The organism is Arthrobacter sp. LjRoot78 (genome assembly GCF_964254335.1).
GTDB lineage: Bacteria > Actinomycetota > Actinomycetes > Actinomycetales > Micrococcaceae > Arthrobacter.
The window spans coordinates 3207374-3223755 of record NZ_CAXUTG020000001.1 but is presented as its reverse complement, the minus strand read 5'-3'; the positions used below and the strand labels follow the sequence as shown (position 1 = coordinate 3223755).

The window sequence follows — 16382 nt, the reverse complement described above, 5'->3', positions numbered from 1 at the left end:
ACTACCAGCGGCCCGGCAGCTACTCGGCCGAGTGGCCTGCCGGGAGGTAGCTTTGGCGAAGCTGGGCAACGGTTTCGTGGCCAAGGTCTGCGATGAGGGCCAGCATTGACTTGCCCTTGTCCCAGCACCCTGAGCGGATGATGGCTTCGACGTCCTCCGCCAGGCGGGCCAGGCGAAGGCCTCCCACCATCGCGGAGCCGATCTTTAGGCTGATCGCGGCGTCGAGGGCATTGGTGCGGTCCTGGCCGGAGATCGCGTTCGTCAGGTTCAGATAGCGCTGGTCCCAGATCTCGATGTAGTCCAGGGCAAACTTCCTTGCCACGGCAGGCTGGGCCAGCTGGCTTTCGAGGTCCTGCAGCACCAGGAGGTCCACGAGCGGGATTTCCTCAAAAGCCAGGCTGGCGTCAGTGCCCGGGGCAGCCGCGGCCGAGTGAAGGGTGCAGATGTGGTCCGCACCTTCGTCTTCGGTACAGCTGCCTGAAATGGACATATGACAACGCTACTTCCTGAATCTGTCAATTCGCTCGACCTAGGCAGATATTGTGCAAACCTTGAGTCTCTTGGGGTAACAAGCGGTGACTGGTGCCACTTTGGGCACCTTATTGACCACTGAATGTGACAACGGTGTTGATGACGGCGGGGCCCAGAATTGCGATGAACAGGACCGGAAAGATGAAGAACAGCAGCGGGAACAGGATCATCACCGGCAGTTTCATCGCTTTTTCCTCGGCGCGTTGCCGTCGCTTCACCCGCATGACCTTCGCCTGAATCCGCAGGACCCGGCTGATGGCGATGCCGTAGGTGTCAGCCTGGACGATCGCCTGGACGAAGCTGCGCAACTCGGGGATGTTGGTCCGCTCAGCCAGGGCAATGTAGGACTCCCGCCGGCTGCGTCCCACCTGCATGTCCTGCAGCGTGCGGATGATTTCCTCGGCCAGCGGTCCCTTGCCGTTTTCTCCTGCCCGGGCCATGGCGCCCTCGAAGCCGAGGCCGGCTTCCACGGAAATCAGCATCTGGTCCAGGGTGTTGGCGAGTTCCAGCTGCATGGCCTTCTGGCGCTCCATGCCCTTGCTGTAGAGGAGCAGGTCCGGGATGAAGTAGCCCAGGAAGAGGAGAAACAGGCCAACGAGTTTGATCATCGGTTTGGGACTGCTCATGCTGATGAGGATGAAGAGGGAGGCCCCCACGAGTCCGAGGACGGGCTTTGCTGCGAGGATGCGCCCCAGAGGCCAGGCAGCGGGCCGGCCGGCAAGGGAGAGCAGCCGGTCGAGCTTGCGGACATAGGCGGCGGGTGTCAGGCCATAGCCGATCCTGTCGAGCAGGCGGCCCTGGGTCTTTTCCGGGACGGTGGCAGCCCTCCTGCCGCGGTTGAGGATAGCTACTGTTGCGGTCCGGGACTTGCGGTCCACGGACAGGACGGACCACGTCAAGTAGCCGACGGGGAGGCAGACCAGGAGGAGCGAGGAGAACACCACGGGATTCATGTGCACCTCAGAATTTCAGATCGATGATTTTGCGCATCCACAGGCTGCCGATGGTCATGAGAACCACGGACCCGGCGATCATTGCCCAGCCCAGCGGATGGGTGAACATCGCATCCATGTAGCCGGGGTTCACCGCCATCAGCATCAGCACGATGCCGATGGGCATGGCAATCAGGATGTAGGCGGAGAACTTGCCCTCCGCGGCGAGGGCTTTGATATGGCCCTTGATCTCGGACCTTTCCCGGATCGTTTCATTGACCTGATCCAGGACCTCGGCCAGGTTACCGCCCACTTCGCGGTTGATCTGGATGGCCTGCGCGATCCAAACGAAGTCCTCGTTCTTCATGCGTTCCGAGGTGTCCGTCAGGGAGGCCAGCAGATCGCGGCCCAGGCTGGTCTCGGTGATAACCCTGCGCATCTCTTCCGAGGTGGGGCTTTGGGACTCGGCAGCTGCGGCATCGATGGCGCGGAGGATGCTGTGGCCGGCCCGCAGCCCGCCGGCGAGGAGCTGGAGGGTGTCGCCGAGCTGCTGGTCGAACTTCGTCCGCCGCTTTCCGGCCAGGAAGCCGAGCACCAAGTGCCCCACGAAGGGGGCGAGGATGATCAGCAGGACGGACAATGCGGGCACGCCGATCACCAGGCCCACCAGGGCGCCCACGATTGCACCGGCGATCACCAGGACAATGAATTCGGCCTGGCTGAGCCGGACCCCGGCCGTTTCCAGTGCCTCCCGGTTGTAGAGGCGGACATTCCGGGAGGCCAGGAACCGGTCCAGGGCGCCGACGGTGATGTTTGCCAGGCGTGTCAGCCGCGAGGGCGGATCAAAGGCGAACGGCCGGCGCCGGCTGAGCGCGATCTCCGGAGCACCGGGTATCAGTATTGCCACACCCAGCAGCAGCGGTGCGAGGAACAGGAGCGCGGCTCCAAGGGTCATCAGCACGGCGCCCCCCTAGGCCATTCCGTGGCCGGAGTGGGCCGCGTGGCCGCCGTGCCGGCCAGGGCCGGCGGGCCCGCTCTGCCCGGCTGGCCCGCCAGTTCCGGGACCCGCGGGCGTGGCGAAAACGGCGGGCGAGACATGGATTCCGAGGTCCTCGAAGCGGTCGATGAAGCGCGGGCGGATGCCCGTAGCAACCGGCCGTCCGAGGAAGCGGCCCTGGGCGTCGACGCCGGCCGAGTAGTCGAAAACGAAGGCGTCTTGCAGGGTCACGATGTCGCCTTCCATGCCCTGCACCTCGGTCACATGGGTGATGCGGCGGCTGCCGTCCCGCAGACGTGAAATCTGGACGATCAGGTTCACGGCCGAGGCTATCTGTTCCCGGATGGCCCGCAGCGGCAGGTCCATGCCTGCCATCAGCACCAGGGTTTCCAGACGCGCCACGGCGTCACGCGGGGAATTGGAGTGCACGGTGGACAGCGAACCGTCGTGGCCGGTGTTCATGGCCTGGAGCATGTCCAGCGACTCGCCGCCGCGGACCTCACCCACCACGATGCGGTCCGGGCGCATACGGAGCGAGTTCCTCAGCAGTTCGCGGATGGTCACTTCGCCCTTGCCCTCGGTGTTGGGCGGACGGCTTTCCAACCGGACCACATGTTCCTGCTGGATCTGCAGCTCCACGGCGTCCTCGATGGTGACGATCCGTTCGTCCGAGGGCAGGAACGAGGAGAGCACGTTCAACAGCGTGGTTTTCCCGGTGCCCGTTCCGCCCGAGACGATGATGTTGAGCTTGGCCTTGACGCAGGCATTGAGGAGCTCCGCCATTTCCGGCGTCAAGGTTCCGTAGTCGATCAGGTTCCGGACGGTGAGAGGCACCTTGCTGAACTTTCGGATGGTCAGCGACGATCCGCCCACGGCCAGCGGCGGGATCACCGCGTTGACGCGGGAGCCGTCCTCCAGCCGGGCATCCACCAGGGGTGAGGACTCGTCAATGCGGCGGCCCACCTTGGACACGATGCGCTCGATCACCTTCCGCAGGTGTTCTTCCGAGCTGAAGCGGGAATCGGCCAGCGTGAGGTGACCCTTGCGTTCCACATAGATCTGGTCCATCCGGTTGACCATGATTTCAGTGACGGCGGGGTCGTCCAGCAGCCGCTGGAGGGGGCCGTAGCCCAGCACGTCGTCGGCAACGTCCTGGACCAGGCGCGTCCGTTCCTCGGAGGAGAGCGGCACCTGTTCGGCGTCGATGATGCGGGTGAGTTCCTCACGCGCAGACGTCCGGAGCTCCAGTTCGGTGATGGCCGAGTCGTTGAAGCGGGCACCCATGCGCTCGAACAGCGCCGTGGCAGCCCTCTCCTTCAGCGCGGCGAAGGCATCCACGGGCTGCTGGGCTTTCGGTTTCGCCTCTTCCGCATGGTCCGTCCCGGCGGAAGGTACGACGACGGCGGCAGCCGGTGCCGCCGTCGTCGTCCGCTTGTCCGTCCTCACCGGAGCCCACGGTTCCGGTGGCGGGGCCGGCAGTTCCGGGCGTTCCCGCTCCAGCATTGCGGTGGCGGTGCGGGAGGATGGCGATGCCGCGGAAGCGGCCTGGGTGAGTGACGGCGCCTGCGACTTCGCTTGTACCGCACTGATGCGTTCTGAAAGTTTCATCTAGACCACTACCCTTCGGTGCAGTTTGCGTTGGGATTTGGCCCGCCAGGCGGGGTTGAAGCGGTCGACGAGCTGGTTCAGGCTCTTGGTTGCCGGGTCCTTGGCTGATTCCTGGAGGACGGGGATGCCGCGATTGGTGGACAAAGCGACGGCGCGGGAGCGCGGAATGCTGACGTCGACGGGCGCGCCGATGGTCGATTCGAGGTCCTGGACGGTCAGGCCCAGCTTGGAATCGGCCATGTTCAGCACCACGTGCCGGGTCTCAGGGAGGATCTCCAGCTGGCGCAGCACATCCAGGCCCGAACGCAGGCCGCGGACGCTGGGAATGTCCATCCCGCTCACCCACACCACATCCGTGCACTGCTCCATGGCGGCCAGCCCGATTTCGGGAAGGCCCGGGGCTGTGTCCACCACTACGTACTGGAACTGCTCGGACAGCTGTTCCAGCAGCCGGCTCACCTGGTCCGGGGTGATCTCGTCCGCGTCGACGGGGGTTGGCGGAGCGCACACGGCGTAGATGCCGCCGGGGTGGACCGTCAGGAAGGCCTTCAGGACCAGTGAGTCCTGGCTCGCCGCGGGGGATACCGCGTCCGTGACCGTGTGCTGCGGGTCGAGGTAGAGCCCGGAGGCGACGTCGCCGAACTGCAGGTCCAGGTCCACGATCACCACACTCATCGGGGCGATCTTGCCCAGGCCGATGGCGATGTTGGTGGCGATGGTGGTTTTGCCCACCCCGCCCTTGGGGGAGAAGACGCCGATGACAAGGCCCTTGTTGGATTCCGTCATTGGCGGGACGGCCTGAACACGGTACCTGCTGGCGAACGATTGGTTGGCGCGTTCCAGCAGGACCCGGATCTGGGCGGGATCGGAGCCGGGGGAGAGGATGTCCCTGATGCCCGCGCGCATTGCCTGCAGGATGAAGTCCGGGTCCGGTTCGGCGGCGAGGATGACGCTGAGTTCCGGGAACCGGACGTTCATCACCGTGGCAAACCGGAGGGCTTCATCCACAGGGACGTCGGGTCCCAGGATGAGCACCTCGGGCAGTTCCTGGTTGAGGGCTGCAAACAGGTCGTTGGGATCGGCGGGCAGCAGGCTAGTGAAGAAGGTCTGCACGCCGCCCTGGAGACCGCCGGCAACGGCCCGGCGGAGGCGGCCGTCGAAGTCGGCGTCCGGCGTGATGAGTGTGAAGCGGCTCATTTGTAGACGTCCGGCCGGATCATGATGCGCGGGCCGTTGTCCTCGGCGTCGAGCGGCTCGCGGCTGAGCCAGATGGAATCGCCGAACTCGGAGGCGAAAACGATCTTGCCCGCGTTGATGTCGTTGACGGCCACGGTGATCATCAGCGAGCCGGTGGGAAGGTTCACGTCGCGAGGGTCGGGTTCGGCACCGGCGCTCGCCGACGGTGCCGGGTTTGCGGCTGCTCCCTCGGGCGCGCGCTGGACGGCGGTGACCAGGACTTTGTGGATGGAAAGCTGGGTGGTCTCTTTGTCCGCTTTCGACTCGATGCCGCCCGTTTTCATGGAGATGAAGATGCCCACGTGGTCGCCGGGCTGGAGGCGCCCGCCCACCACACGCTGCGGCTCCAGCTGGAAGGAGACTTCCTGGAGACCGGCCGGCACCTTGACCGAACCGGAGGTCTGGAGGTCTTCGGGGTCGACGAGCTTCTCCTCTAGCAGCTGTTCGCCCGGGACGAGGTCAGCGGCGGCTACCTTTCCGTCGGAATCGTCCAGGGTTTCCAGCGCGGATTTTGCGACGGCGGTGCCCGGCACCTGCTCGAGGGCCACGGAGGCTTTCACTGTGTCCACGGTTGCGCCGGCGGGGATGGCCTTGGTGACCACGAGTACGCCCACCGGGTCCAGGTCCTTGACGGCGCGCTGGTCAGCACCCTGGGCGTACGTGACGACGAGGACTGCCCCGACGATGGCCAGGAGGACTGCCACCACTCCTGCCAACAAACGTGACTTCACTGACTGCTCCTGTGGTTATCCAAAAAATTAGGGTGTTGCATGGTTTAGCTTCCGAGGACAACGACGGTCGCGCCGTCGGGGTTGACAGGGCCGAGCGTGTAGCCGTTGGCCAAGGAAACATACTTGACGAATGTTCCGATGATTCCGCGGCATGGTTCCTTGCATTCGAGCGCGGCCGGGACATCGGGTGTCCTGTTTCGGAAGGTGTAGGGAAGGCCTGTATTTCCAACCTTCCACCCGGCAACCTTGAAGGCGGCGAAGGTGGTGAGTCCGAAGACGGCGTTGTTTCCGGTACCGGTAACTTTATTGAAAATGGGCAGAAGGATGATGACGTCTTTGCCCGCGTTCATGTCTGCGGCCCAGGAGTTCAGTGTTGCCTCACAGTTGGGCGGGGGGTTGTTGCCGGTATCACCGTTGGCCATGCTCTTGGCGATATCAATAATGGCTCCGCACTGGCCGGCATCCTGTTTGAGGCCGCCGAACCCGCCCTCGACGGCGGCACCGGACGGTCCGTAAAAGCAGCTGGGGTTTGCCCCGGTCCCGTGCAGGCGAAGCAACTGCATGATGTCCGTCTTGTCTCGAACCTGACAGATAGAAACGGTGATCGGAAACGCTGTGGGCCCCTTCTCCGGGCTGCCCCAGTTGACCGTCGACGGGGCGTTGACTTCTGCCGAGTCCATGCCTAGTACGCGGGCAAAGAAGAGCGAGACTTCGTTGGGGGAATGGCCTGCTTCCTGGGCGCCCGCTGTCACGGTGACTTTGCGATGGGCCGTATCAAGAATGACGGATTTGATGTTGCTGCGGGAGTCATTGGCGTTCGAGTTGGCCAGGCTTGCGGCCAGCGTGGAGGTGGGAGAACAGTTTGCATCGCTCGAGCTGGGGGCACTCTTGGCGCACTTTTGGGCAATGGCCAGCGCCGCGGCGTCTGCTCCGTTCCGGAGCTGGGTTCGTTCGGCGTAGAGCATGCCGACGTCTACGGCTATGGCGCCAAAGCCCAACAGCACCACAAGCATGACGGCAACGATCACGCTCACGGCGCCGCGCTCGCCGTCGTATTTATGCCCGGGGTGACCTAGCCGCCGCATAACATGGCCCCTTTACCGGTCATGGCGAACGGGCCGGCGATGCCAGTCATCGTTTTGAGATTGTAAGTGATGGTGATGGTGATCTGCGGGCTTGAACCCGCGGCGGCGATGGCCGGACATGGCGTCCCGAAGGTGATATCTGTGTCCTTCAACGCTGGGCTAAGGGACACTGCCGTTGTCCTGGCTGCGTTTTTGGCGATGTCCTGTTTGCCAGTGATGGCCATGACACGGACCCCCTCTCGGGCTGCGGCGGAGAGTGAGGCCTGGGCGTTGTAAGCCCGGCTGAACTCCATGATGCCCAGGAGCAGCATGACGAGGACGGGCGCCAGGATCGCAAACTCGACCGCAACGGCTCCGCGCTCGGATGCCCTGGACATGGTGGCGCCTTTCAGTTCAGGCCGACGGGGGGGTGGTGACAGCCAAAGTGGCGGCGGCTTGGGTGCCGCCGCCACTCGTTGGTGACGTGCCGGGGGCGCGTCGGGGTGGGGAGTGGTTACGGCATGGCGCAGGTTCCACCGGCGGACGTGGTGTCCGTCTGGGCGACTGCCGTCCATGCGCCGCCACCAACCTGGCACTTGACCTGTTCGAACATAGTGGTCAGCGTCCCGCCGAGGAGCCCGACGGCCACGATGATGACAACGGCGATGAGGGCAACCATGATGCCGTATTCAACGGCAGTTGCACCCTTTTCGTCGCTGCGGAGGCGAATCATGAGGTTGGTGTGAAGAGAAAGCATGTGGACTCCTGAGCGAGTTTGGGTGGCTGGTCCTGCACCAGCTCTGCCAAAAAAATAGCAACCACTTTCCAGCTCACGAAGGGATCTTTGAGCATCCTGCGCCAAGCCTGCCCGTCCTGCGCGTACTCTGCCCTCCGTCTGCGTCTTTCATGCGGATTCGCTGCGGTTAGTCGTGCGGCCGACACGCAAGAGGACCCCCTCGGTTCTGGGTGCCGAGGGGGTCCGGTATTTGGACGTAGAGCTGGCAAGTGAGTGAATTCCCATATTGGGAAACGATGGCTCTCTCCCCATGAAGGCCCTGAACGAGCACTCACACGCGCTCAGGGCCTTCTCCCGACCTGAGATCCCGCGACTCGGTCGGGCGGCTCGGGGCGCCAACACCCCAGCTATTGGGACCCTGGGGTCCAGCCGATCTACGAGAACGCCTCGATGATGTTGATGACGGCGGGCCCCAGAATCACGATGAAGATAACGGGAAAGATGAAGAGCAGTAGCGGGAACAGTACGAGCACTGGAAGTTTCATGGCCTTCTGCTCGGCGCGTTGACGTCGTTTGACCCTCATCTCTTTCGCCTGGGCCTTGAGGACCTTCGCAATGGCAATGCCGTAGGCGTCCGCCTGTACCACTGCCCGGACGAAGGTTCTCAGGTCCTGCACATTGCTGCGCTCGGCCAGGGCGAGATAGGAATCCCTGCGCGAGCGGCCAACTTGCATGTCCTGCAGCGTCCGGATGAGTTCTTCGGCGAGTGGGCCTTTGCCATTCTGGCCCGCGCGGGCCATTGCGGACTCGAAGCCGAGGCCGGCCTCGACCGCGATCAACATCTGATCGAGAGTATTAGGCAGTTCAAGTTGAATCTTCTTCTGGCGTTCCTGCCCGCGGCTGTAGATGAGAAGGTCGGGGACGAAATACGCTAGTCCCGTCGCGAAGACCGCCAGGAGAATCATCTGTGCACTGCCATTGCGGCTGAGCATTAACATCATGAGGACCGCCACAACGAGGGCCAGGGCCGGCTTGGCGACCAGTAGCCGTGGGAGAGGCATGGACGAGGGTCGGCCTGCAAGGGCGAGCAGCCTGTCGAGCTTGGCTTCGTATCCGGTCGGTGTGAGCCTTCGAGCGATGCGCTCCAAATCCATGTTTTGGGGTGCGGTTGCTGCCCCGCTGGTTTCAAGGCCCTTGCTGAGGTTGCCCTGAATGACGAGTCGGGATTTGCGGTCCGCCACAATCAGTGTCCAGGCGAGGTACGAGGCAGGTATAACGGTGAGGGCGATGATCCCCCAAGCTATAGGTTGCATTTTGTAATCCCCTTAGAATTTCAGATCGCTGATCTTGCGGATCCACAGACCGCCGATTGTCATCATCACCACGGCAATGCCTAGAAGCATCCAGCCGATCGGATGCCCGGTTAGCTGGCCGCTGTATTTGGGATTTGCCAACCCGATCAGGATGAACAGAAGTACCGGTAGTGCCATGAGGATGATTGCGGAAAGCTTTCCTTCTGCACTTAGTGCCTTTACCGTTCCCTTGATCTGGGAGCGCTCACGGATTGTCTCGCCGACTTGGTCAAACACTTCAGCGAGGTCTCCGCCGACCTCCCGGTTGATTTCGATGGCCTGGGCCATCCAGTTGAAGTCCTCGCTCTTCATTCGCAGTGATACGTCGTTCAATGAGTCCTGCAGGTCGCGGCCCAGCCTCGTTTCATTGACCACCCGGGAGAACTCCGTGGCTGTGGGTTCGCTGGCTTCCTGCGCCACTGCATCGATTGCACGAAGAACGCTATGACCAGCCCGAAGACCACCGGACACCATGGTCAAGGTGTCACCGAGTTGCGCCTCAAAGCGGGCGCGTCGGCGCTGCGTCAGGAATGACAAATACATCGCAGCCAAGATCGGAGTAAGGCCGGCGAAGAGCACTGCGAACACGGGTCCTTGGAGGATGAGGCCCACGAAGCCGGCCACCACAGCAGTGGCACCCACCAACACGATGAAGTCTGTGCGGGCTATCTTGAGGCCAGCCTGATCCAGTGTGGCCCGCTCACCCGGGGGCTTGTTGCCCCCGGAGAGGACCCGTTCCACTGCACCCACGGTTGAGTCAGTGAATTTTGTCAAGGCGGAGCGTTCGGCACCACCGAACGGCCGTCTGCGGCTGAGCGCAACATAGCCGTGTGAAGGGCGGAAAACCACGAATACAATAACGAATACTGCTCCGACCAGGAGCACCATGCCGACAGCGAATATGGCAGGTGTCATTGCAATCATCGCCTTCCAACCGGCATGGGCCGGCCACCAAAGACAGCTGGGGAAATAGCAATTCCCAGATCTGCAAAGTGGTCAACAAAGCGGGGCCGAATCCCTGTTGAAATAGGCTTGCCGAGAAACCTGCCATTGGCATCGACTCCGGCAGCATAGTCGAAGACGAAGGCGTCCTGAAGTGTGACGATTTCGCCTTCCATGCCTTGTACCTCAGTGATGTGCGTTACACGCCGAGTACCGTCACGCAACCTGGAGAGATGAACGATGAGGTTTACGGCCGAAGATACTTGCTCTCGGATGGCGCGCAGTGGAAGATCCATGCCAGCCATCAGTACCAGCGTCTCCAAGCGGGCAACGGCGTCGCGTGGTGAGTTGGCGTGCACAGTTGAGATCGAGCCGTCGTGACCTGTGTTCATCGCCTGGAGCATGTCCAGACTCTCACCACCACGAACCTCACCTACAACAATCCGGTCCGGCCGCATGCGTAGGGAGTTCCGAACCAAATCCCGAATAGTGACGGCGCCCTTGCCTTCGATATTGGCCGGGCGGCTTTCCAACCGCACCACATGGCTCTGCTGCAGCTGGAGCTCAACAGCGTCCTCAATTGTGACGATGCGGTCATCGGAAGGGATGAAGGACGACAGCACGTTGAGGAGCGTCGTCTTTCCCGTGCCTGTTCCGCCGGACACGATGATGTTGAGTTTGGCTCGGACACAGGCGTCCAGGAGCTCAGCCATTTCCGGTGTCAGCGTTCCGAAGTCGATCAGGTTCTGGACAGTCAGTGGGATCTTGCTGAATTTTCGAATCGTTAGCGAGGACCCATTGACGGCCAGCGGGGGAATGATCGCGTTGACACGGGATCCGTCCTCTAGGCGGGCGTCCACCAAAGGTGAAGATTCGTCGATCCGGCGTCCCACCTTTGCGACGATCCGCTCGATGACCTTGCGTAGGTGCTCCTCAGAACTGAATCGGCCATCCGTTAAGATTAGGCGCCCGTCGCGTTCCACGTAGACCTGATCCGGACGATTCACCATTATTTCTGTGACAGACGGGTCCTCGAGATACCGTTGCAACGGCCCATAGCCCAGCACGTCGTCTCCCACGTCGCGGATGAGGCGACGCCGTTCTTCCGGACTGAGAGGCACCTGCTCCTCGTCGATGACCAGGCTTAACTCATCGCGGGCAATTTTGCGCAACTCTTCGTCAGTCAGCGATGAGTCGGTTAGCCGCGCGCCAAGCCTCTCAAAAAGGGCTTTCCCAGCGCGTTGTTTTAGACCGGCAAGGGCATCGACCGGGGCTGATCCACCGTTCCCAGCGTTAGCGGACGGTGGTGATTGGGCTTCGTATGGGGGCGGGCTTGAAATGCTGGTGGTAGCAATGCCGCCTCGGGCGGCTTCCAGTCGATCTGCGAGGCTCATGAGATCACCATCCGACGGTGTACTTTCTTCTGTGGTTGTGTGGCCCTCTTGGGGTCGAAGCGCTCCACCAGTTTGGCGAAGGCGCGAGCAGCACCGTCATGTGACGAGTCCTGCAGCAAGGGCACACCCTTGTTGGTCGAAAACGGGACTGCCCGTGAGCGTGGAACCACAGTGTCAACGGGGACCCCAATAGTCGCCTCGACATCCTGGACAGTAAGACCACTCCGCCTGTCAGCGAAGTTGAGCACTACGTGCCGGCCCTGCGGTAGCAGCTGGAGCTCCCGCAGCACTTCGAAGCTCGTGTGCAATCCACGGATGCTGGGAATGTCCATACCGCAGACCCACACGGCGTCCGTTGCCTGCTCAAGGGTTGCGAGCACGTGCTCGCCCAGACCCGGGGTTGTATCCACCACGACATACTGGAATTCGGCAGCCATCTGGTTCAGAAGATGGCTGACGGCTTCGCCGCTAATATGGTCGGCCTCGCCGGGCGTATTTGGTGCACATAGGGCATAGATCCCGCTGGGATGAACGGTGAGGAAAGCCTTGAGAACCATCGAGTCCTGGAAGGCTGCACCCCCAACAGCGTCTCGCAAAGTGTGCTCGGGCTCCAGTTGGAGCCCGGTTGCGACGTCGCCGAATTGAACGTCAAGATCAACGATCACGACTCCCATCGGAGCAATCTTGCCAAGCCCGATCGCCAGGTTGGTGGCGACGGTGGTCTTGCCAACGCCACCTTTTGGCGACATGACGGCGATGACCCTCCCTGCGGGTCGTTCCGGACCCGCGGCTGATACCAATCCCCTGCGGCGTCCTGCCGAAGCTAGGCACGATCGCTCCAGCAAGATTCGCAATTCGGGAATATCGGCATTCGGACTGACTATGTCCCGTATCCCGGCCCGCATCGCGTTGATGACTTGCTCTGAAGCCATATCCTCCACGAGCACCAGGCTTATTTCGGGATACTGCAGGTCGAACACCGTGGCGAGCTTGAGGGCCTCGTCTCCTGGTAGTCCCGGACCAAGGACTAGGACCTCCGGAGGTTCGCCGGTGAGCCGGCCGAATAGTTCTTGGGGGCCGCCGAGCATCACGGACGGTGGAAGAATCTGCACGGTGCCGTGGAGTGCGCCGCGCACCGCCGACTGTATTTTGCGCTGAAAATCCTGTGCAGCTGTGATGACCACGAAGCGGCTCATTGTGCGACCTTCCCCAGAGTCACCAAGCCGGGCTTGGAATCCTTCGACTCGTCGGTCTCCTTGGAGAGCCAGATCTTTCCGAACTCGGCACCGAAGACGATTTCAGCGGCGTCAACGTCTTCCCGGGCGAGCGTCACGTACACAGAACCGGAGGGCAGCGCGGGGCCGTCAGCGGAGGCTCCATCCTTGGAAGTCTCCGGAGGAGCCTGCTGAACGCTGGTGACGAGCACCTTGTGGAAAGCCTTTCCGGTAAACTCTTTGAAGCCCTTGATGTCGTTATTGACCGGTGCGTCGGCGCCAGCTTTGTCGTCCATCTTGTACGAGATGTAAACGCCGACAGTGTCGCCTGCCGCCAATCGGCCACCGATCACGCGCTGCGGTTCCAGCAGCACGGAGATTTCTTCCATGCCGGCCGGGACCGGAACAGTGCCAGGTGCTGCCAAGGCGTTGGGATCAACCAGACGGGCCTTCAGGAGTTGTTCGCCTGGCTGTAGGTCCACGGCTGTGACCCTGTCGGAGAAATCGCTCAGAGACTTCACTGCATCGGCGGGAACAGCAGTCCCCGGAAGGGACGTCAGTTTAACGGATTCGGAAAGCTTGGACACCGGGGTGCCCGCGGTAACGGCTTTCTGAACAACAAGAACTTCAACGGGCTCTAAGCCTTGCTGAGCTCGGCTGTCGGCTGCCTGTGCGTAATTGAACATCAGTACAGATCCGACAATTGCCAAGAGCAATGCTGCTAGGCCCCCCAGCAGCCTGGTTTTCACGGGATTCTCCTTTGATTCTTATTTCGTGAGCTCTACGACGGTTCCGCCGTAGGTGGTGGGTCCGCCAACCTCGAATGCTTCGTCCAGTGCTACGTAGCGGACGAATTTTCCGACGATGCCCAGATCGCTGTTCTTCCAGCCACCGGCGTCCTTGAACGCTTGGGCTGTAGTAGGCATGTAATGGAAAGGGTCTTGGTTGGCCAAGTCCCAGCCCATTAGATCGATGGCCGCAAATGCCTTCAGATGGAACTCGGCGCCGGCTCCGGTTCCGCGGGTACTGTCGAACACGGGAAGCAGAGCCACGACTTTTTGTCCGGCAATGAGCCTGTCCTTCCAGCCCTGGAGGATTGCGTTGCAGCCGGTTTCGGGATTAGTACCTGTGTTGCTGGCCACCCATGGTGAGGCAAGATCAACGTTGACCGTGCACGATCCGCCAGTGACCAGCCACCCGAAGCCACCAGGGATTTCAAGGCCGGACGCTGTGCTGTGGCAGGTATCTTTCTTGCCTGCCCCAGTTCCGTGCGAGAGAAGAAATTGCGTCGACCCGTCCCCCGCAGTACTGAGATCGACTTCGCATTCCGAGAACGCAATGGGGAAGACATCACCAGCCTGCGCGCCGCCCCATTTCGCTTCGGCAACCGCCCCAATATTTGTCGTGTCAATGCCGAAGATCCGCGCAAAGAAAGTAGAGAAATGAACTCCGGAGGAGTCCTGGGCGTTTGTGGTGACGGTGACCTTTCCGGCGCTCTTATCGACCACTGTTGATGCCACATTGGTGAGGCTGTCCTTGGCATTGGCGTTGGCAAGAGGACCAGAGAGCGAGGAACCCGTAGCGCAGCCCGGGTTAGCAGTGCTCTTGGCGCACGTCTGCGCCACCGCAAGGGCTGAAGCATCTGCGCCGTTCTGCACTACGGATTTCTCCGCGTACATTGCGGCGACGTCCACGGCGATTGCTCCAAATCCGAGCAGGGGAACCATCAGGACGGCCACCAGGACGGCCGTGGCGCCGCGCTGCTTCTCGTTGTCATCGACTAACCACCGCATTGCATTGTTCCTTTTCCGGTGAGGACTATGGTTCCAGTGAAGGCGTCAAGGAAGCCGGTGACCGTAGTGAGGGTGTAACTGGTTGTCGCAGTTACCTGCTTTCCCGCTGCGCAGGTAGTACCGCCGCCGGTTACGGCGAAAGTTGTGGTCACCGTGGCCGGCGCGAGACGACCGGCAGCATTGCTAGCAGCCGTCGCGGCAGCTCCGGTATTGTTGTGAATAGCCATATAGCGGGCACCTTCCCGCGCCGCCTGATTGAGCGAGAGTTGAGCATTGAAAGCCAATGAAAACTCGATAACGCCAATCAATATGAGCAGCAGCACCGGAAGTATGAGAGCGAATTCGACGGCGGCTGCACCCTTTTCATTTCTTTTATGCATTTTCCGATCCTCATGTCTCGAAAATCCAATGGCGGCTTCCAGATGGCCTGGAAGCCGCCATCAGTTCGGCGCTTGATTGATCGGATGCCTAAAGGCGGGTAGCGATGTCCGCGAAGAGTGTCTGGAGCCCACCACCGACAGCCGTAATACCGACAATGGCGGCGATGACGATGAGGGCAACCATCAGGCCGTACTCAACGGCCGTTGCGCCCTTCTCTTCACCCGTGAGGCGGTTCTTTACGCCGGCGACAAAAGCGACGAGGGAGACCAGTGCAGAGTTCATTTTCTTGTTCCTTTTGTGAGTGCTGAATTGGTTTCGAAATTCCTGCTCCCCCCAAGTTGGCGTTGCTGGAACTTCGATACACAAAGGAATACAGGAGTCACAAATAGCCCCACAATGAGTGGATGTACTCGTCTTTTAGACACCAGAATCGAACGTCTACTTGCTGTTACACCGCTTTCTACCGGCCACCCAAGTAGGCGACTACTTGGTGTACTCGGAAACGGTTAGCGGGAGACAGTTGCGGGCAGGAGAATCCGCCCCATCTCGGCGCCCCACAGCACTGCCAGAAGGCATCCGGCGAACATGGAAGGACCGAATGGCACAGCGCTCTTCCGCCCCGCAAATCCGGCTGTAACAAGGAGAACACTGGTAACAGCGCCCACAATAAAACCCAGGGCTATACCTAGTATCAGGTGGCCTATCGAGAGATAGCCCAAGTACAAACCAAGTGGTGCTGAGAGCTTTACGTCGCCCATACCCATTCCGCGGGGGGAAATGAGGGCCAAAATCAGGTAAAGCACGAAAGTTACGGCGCATCCGATGGCTGCTACGAGCAGATTTCCCCATCGCTGGTTCATGCCGGCGTCCAGAAGCAGCAGCGCGAGTCCTATTCCGAGCGTGGGAACAACGATCCGGTTGGGCAATAGCTTGTGCTGAAGGTCGATCCGGGAGAGCACAAGGCCAGCTGCGCAGAGGAAGAGGAAGGCCGGCAGCGCCCAGGACCAGCCGAACCGCCAGGCCATGGCTCCGAACAGCACCCCAGTAGCAATTGCACCGGCCGCACCGTGCCAGCGGACGTGCCCTAACTCGACGCCGGGCAGCAATCGGCGCGCGACCGTCAGTGCAAGAGGTGCCACGGCGAGGCCCAGGAGGGCGCAGGAGATTACCAACAGGGCGGCCGGGGGCATTTCAGTCAACAGGGCACCTAAGCTCGGAGTTGTTCATGGTCCACGGTGCCGGACCCGAACATCAGGACCGGCGCAGGCTGGCTAGCTAGAGCCTATTTTGACCAGTGGCCTCTGTACCCGCTATTCTTGATAGTCGTTGTGCGTGTCCTTTCTCGATGATGCGTGCCCGCTGAGAATCCGGTTGCAGGATAACTACTCCTCGGGCACATTCGAGACTTCTGGACCACTGGATTCTTGGAGCCCTCACCTCTGTTCCGGTAGCGCATAGATAGTAGGTGCAC

General features: G+C 61.5%; 18 protein-coding genes. All 18 read right to left on the bottom strand.

All coding sequences use genetic code 11. The annotated features are described in order from the left end of the window. Window positions 1–19: 19 nt before the first annotated feature. A complete protein-coding gene (locus ACSQ1X_RS14935) occupies window positions 20–490 on the bottom strand; it encodes an Hpt domain-containing protein (protein ID WP_436058231.1) in 471 nt (156 codons plus the stop codon). A 109-nt stretch (window positions 491–599) separates the two neighbouring features. Beyond that, window positions 600–1484 carry a type II secretion system F family protein gene (locus tag ACSQ1X_RS14930; RefSeq protein ID WP_436059346.1) on the bottom strand — a complete coding sequence of 295 codons (885 nt, stop codon included), beginning with the start codon at window positions 1482–1484 and terminating at the stop codon, window positions 600–602. A 7-nt stretch (window positions 1485–1491) separates the two neighbouring features. Next, window positions 1492–2424 carry a type II secretion system F family protein gene (locus ACSQ1X_RS14925; RefSeq protein WP_055797100.1) on the bottom strand — a complete coding sequence of 311 codons (933 nt, stop codon included), beginning with the start codon at window positions 2422–2424 and terminating at the stop codon, window positions 1492–1494. A gap of 9 nt (window positions 2425–2433) precedes the next feature. Next, window positions 2434–4068, bottom strand: coding sequence for a CpaF family protein (locus ACSQ1X_RS14920; RefSeq protein WP_436058230.1), 1635 nt, complete (start codon window positions 4066–4068; stop codon window positions 2434–2436). After that, window positions 4069–5265: an AAA family ATPase gene (locus ACSQ1X_RS14915; protein WP_436058229.1), complete on the bottom strand. Its 1197-nt coding sequence runs from the start codon at window positions 5263–5265 to the stop codon at window positions 4069–4071. Next, window positions 5262–6035, bottom strand: a complete 774-nt coding sequence (cpaB, locus tag ACSQ1X_RS14910; RefSeq protein WP_436058228.1) for a Flp pilus assembly protein CpaB — start codon at window positions 6033–6035, stop codon at window positions 5262–5264. Before cpaB (ACSQ1X_RS14910) ends, ACSQ1X_RS14915 begins: the two co-directional genes overlap by 4 nt. A 44-nt stretch (window positions 6036–6079) precedes the next feature. Then, window positions 6080–7120, bottom strand: a complete 1041-nt coding sequence (locus tag ACSQ1X_RS14905) for a pilus assembly protein TadG-related protein (protein WP_436058227.1) — start codon at window positions 7118–7120, stop codon at window positions 6080–6082. Then, a complete protein-coding gene (locus tag ACSQ1X_RS14900) occupies window positions 7108–7497 on the bottom strand; it encodes a TadE/TadG family type IV pilus assembly protein (protein WP_436058226.1) in 390 nt (129 codons plus the stop codon). Before ACSQ1X_RS14900 ends, ACSQ1X_RS14905 begins: the two co-directional genes overlap by 13 nt. Window positions 7498–7613: 116 nt before the next feature. After that, entirely contained in the window at window positions 7614–7856 is a 243-nt protein-coding gene (locus ACSQ1X_RS14895) for a Flp family type IVb pilin (RefSeq protein WP_436058225.1), read from the bottom strand. 413 nt (window positions 7857–8269) lie between these two features. Continuing rightward, complete coding sequence (locus ACSQ1X_RS14890; protein WP_436058224.1) at window positions 8270–9148, bottom strand: type II secretion system F family protein; 879 nt, start codon at window positions 9146–9148, stop codon at window positions 8270–8272. A 12-nt stretch (window positions 9149–9160) separates the two neighbouring features. Then, window positions 9161–10075 (bottom strand): type II secretion system F family protein, encoded by a 915-nt coding sequence (locus tag ACSQ1X_RS14885; protein WP_436058223.1) that lies wholly within the window; start codon window positions 10073–10075, stop codon window positions 9161–9163. A gap of 32 nt (window positions 10076–10107) precedes the next feature. Further along, a complete protein-coding gene (locus ACSQ1X_RS14880) occupies window positions 10108–11523 on the bottom strand; it encodes a CpaF family protein (RefSeq protein WP_436058222.1) in 1416 nt (471 codons plus the stop codon). Then, a complete protein-coding gene (locus ACSQ1X_RS14875; RefSeq protein ID WP_436058221.1) occupies window positions 11520–12719 on the bottom strand; it encodes an AAA family ATPase in 1200 nt (399 codons plus the stop codon). The genes ACSQ1X_RS14880 and ACSQ1X_RS14875 overlap by 4 nt, the downstream gene beginning before the upstream one ends. Beyond that, window positions 12716–13486, bottom strand: coding sequence for a Flp pilus assembly protein CpaB (gene cpaB, locus ACSQ1X_RS14870; RefSeq protein WP_436058220.1), 771 nt, complete (start codon window positions 13484–13486; stop codon window positions 12716–12718). Before cpaB (ACSQ1X_RS14870) ends, ACSQ1X_RS14875 begins: the two co-directional genes overlap by 4 nt. Before the next feature lie 18 nt (window positions 13487–13504). Beyond that, window positions 13505–14530 carry a pilus assembly protein TadG-related protein gene (locus ACSQ1X_RS14865; protein ID WP_436058219.1) on the bottom strand — a complete coding sequence of 342 codons (1026 nt, stop codon included), beginning with the start codon at window positions 14528–14530 and terminating at the stop codon, window positions 13505–13507. Further along, entirely contained in the window at window positions 14518–14910 is a 393-nt protein-coding gene (locus tag ACSQ1X_RS14860) for a TadE/TadG family type IV pilus assembly protein (RefSeq protein ID WP_436058218.1), read from the bottom strand. The genes ACSQ1X_RS14865 and ACSQ1X_RS14860 overlap by 13 nt, the downstream gene beginning before the upstream one ends. Window positions 14911–14998: 88 nt before the next feature. After that, window positions 14999–15193, bottom strand: coding sequence for a Flp family type IVb pilin (locus ACSQ1X_RS14855; protein WP_436058217.1), 195 nt, complete (start codon window positions 15191–15193; stop codon window positions 14999–15001). Between the two features lie 224 nt (window positions 15194–15417). Beyond that, window positions 15418–16101, bottom strand: coding sequence for a prepilin peptidase (locus tag ACSQ1X_RS14850; RefSeq protein ID WP_436059345.1), 684 nt, complete (start codon window positions 16099–16101; stop codon window positions 15418–15420). Between the last annotated feature and the right edge of the window lie 281 nt (window positions 16102–16382).

Coding starts and splice junctions, on each gene's coding strand:
- ACSQ1X_RS14915 (WP_436058229.1), bottom strand. CDS start 5,265: ATGAGCCGCTTCACACTCATCACGCCGGACGCCGACTTCGACGGCCGC.
- ACSQ1X_RS14850 (WP_436059345.1), bottom strand. CDS start 16,101: ATGCCCCCGGCCGCCCTGTTGGTAATCTCCTGCGCCCTCCTGGGCCTC.
- ACSQ1X_RS14930 (WP_436059346.1), bottom strand. CDS start 1,484: ATGAATCCCGTGGTGTTCTCCTCGCTCCTCCTGGTCTGCCTCCCCGTC.
- ACSQ1X_RS14860 (WP_436058218.1), bottom strand. CDS start 14,910: ATGCATAAAAGAAATGAAAAGGGTGCAGCCGCCGTCGAATTCGCTCTC.
- ACSQ1X_RS14885 (WP_436058223.1), bottom strand. CDS start 10,075: ATGGTGCTCCTGGTCGGAGCAGTATTCGTTATTGTATTCGTGGTTTTC.
- ACSQ1X_RS14890 (WP_436058224.1), bottom strand. CDS start 9,148: ATGCAACCTATAGCTTGGGGGATCATCGCCCTCACCGTTATACCTGCC.
- ACSQ1X_RS14875 (WP_436058221.1), bottom strand. CDS start 12,719: ATGAGCCGCTTCGTGGTCATCACAGCTGCACAGGATTTTCAGCGCAAA.
- ACSQ1X_RS14905 (WP_436058227.1), bottom strand. CDS start 7,120: ATGCGGCGGCTAGGTCACCCCGGGCATAAATACGACGGCGAGCGCGGC.
- ACSQ1X_RS14865 (WP_436058219.1), bottom strand. CDS start 14,530: ATGCGGTGGTTAGTCGATGACAACGAGAAGCAGCGCGGCGCCACGGCC.
- ACSQ1X_RS14900 (WP_436058226.1), bottom strand. CDS start 7,497: ATGTCCAGGGCATCCGAGCGCGGAGCCGTTGCGGTCGAGTTTGCGATC.
- ACSQ1X_RS14920 (WP_436058230.1), bottom strand. CDS start 4,068: ATGAAACTTTCAGAACGCATCAGTGCGGTACAAGCGAAGTCGCAGGCG.
- ACSQ1X_RS14935 (WP_436058231.1), bottom strand. CDS start 490: ATGTCCATTTCAGGCAGCTGTACCGAAGACGAAGGTGCGGACCACATC.
- ACSQ1X_RS14895 (WP_436058225.1), bottom strand. CDS start 7,856: ATGCTTTCTCTTCACACCAACCTCATGATTCGCCTCCGCAGCGACGAA.
- ACSQ1X_RS14880 (WP_436058222.1), bottom strand. CDS start 11,523: ATGAGCCTCGCAGATCGACTGGAAGCCGCCCGAGGCGGCATTGCTACC.
- ACSQ1X_RS14855 (WP_436058217.1), bottom strand. CDS start 15,193: ATGAACTCTGCACTGGTCTCCCTCGTCGCTTTTGTCGCCGGCGTAAAG.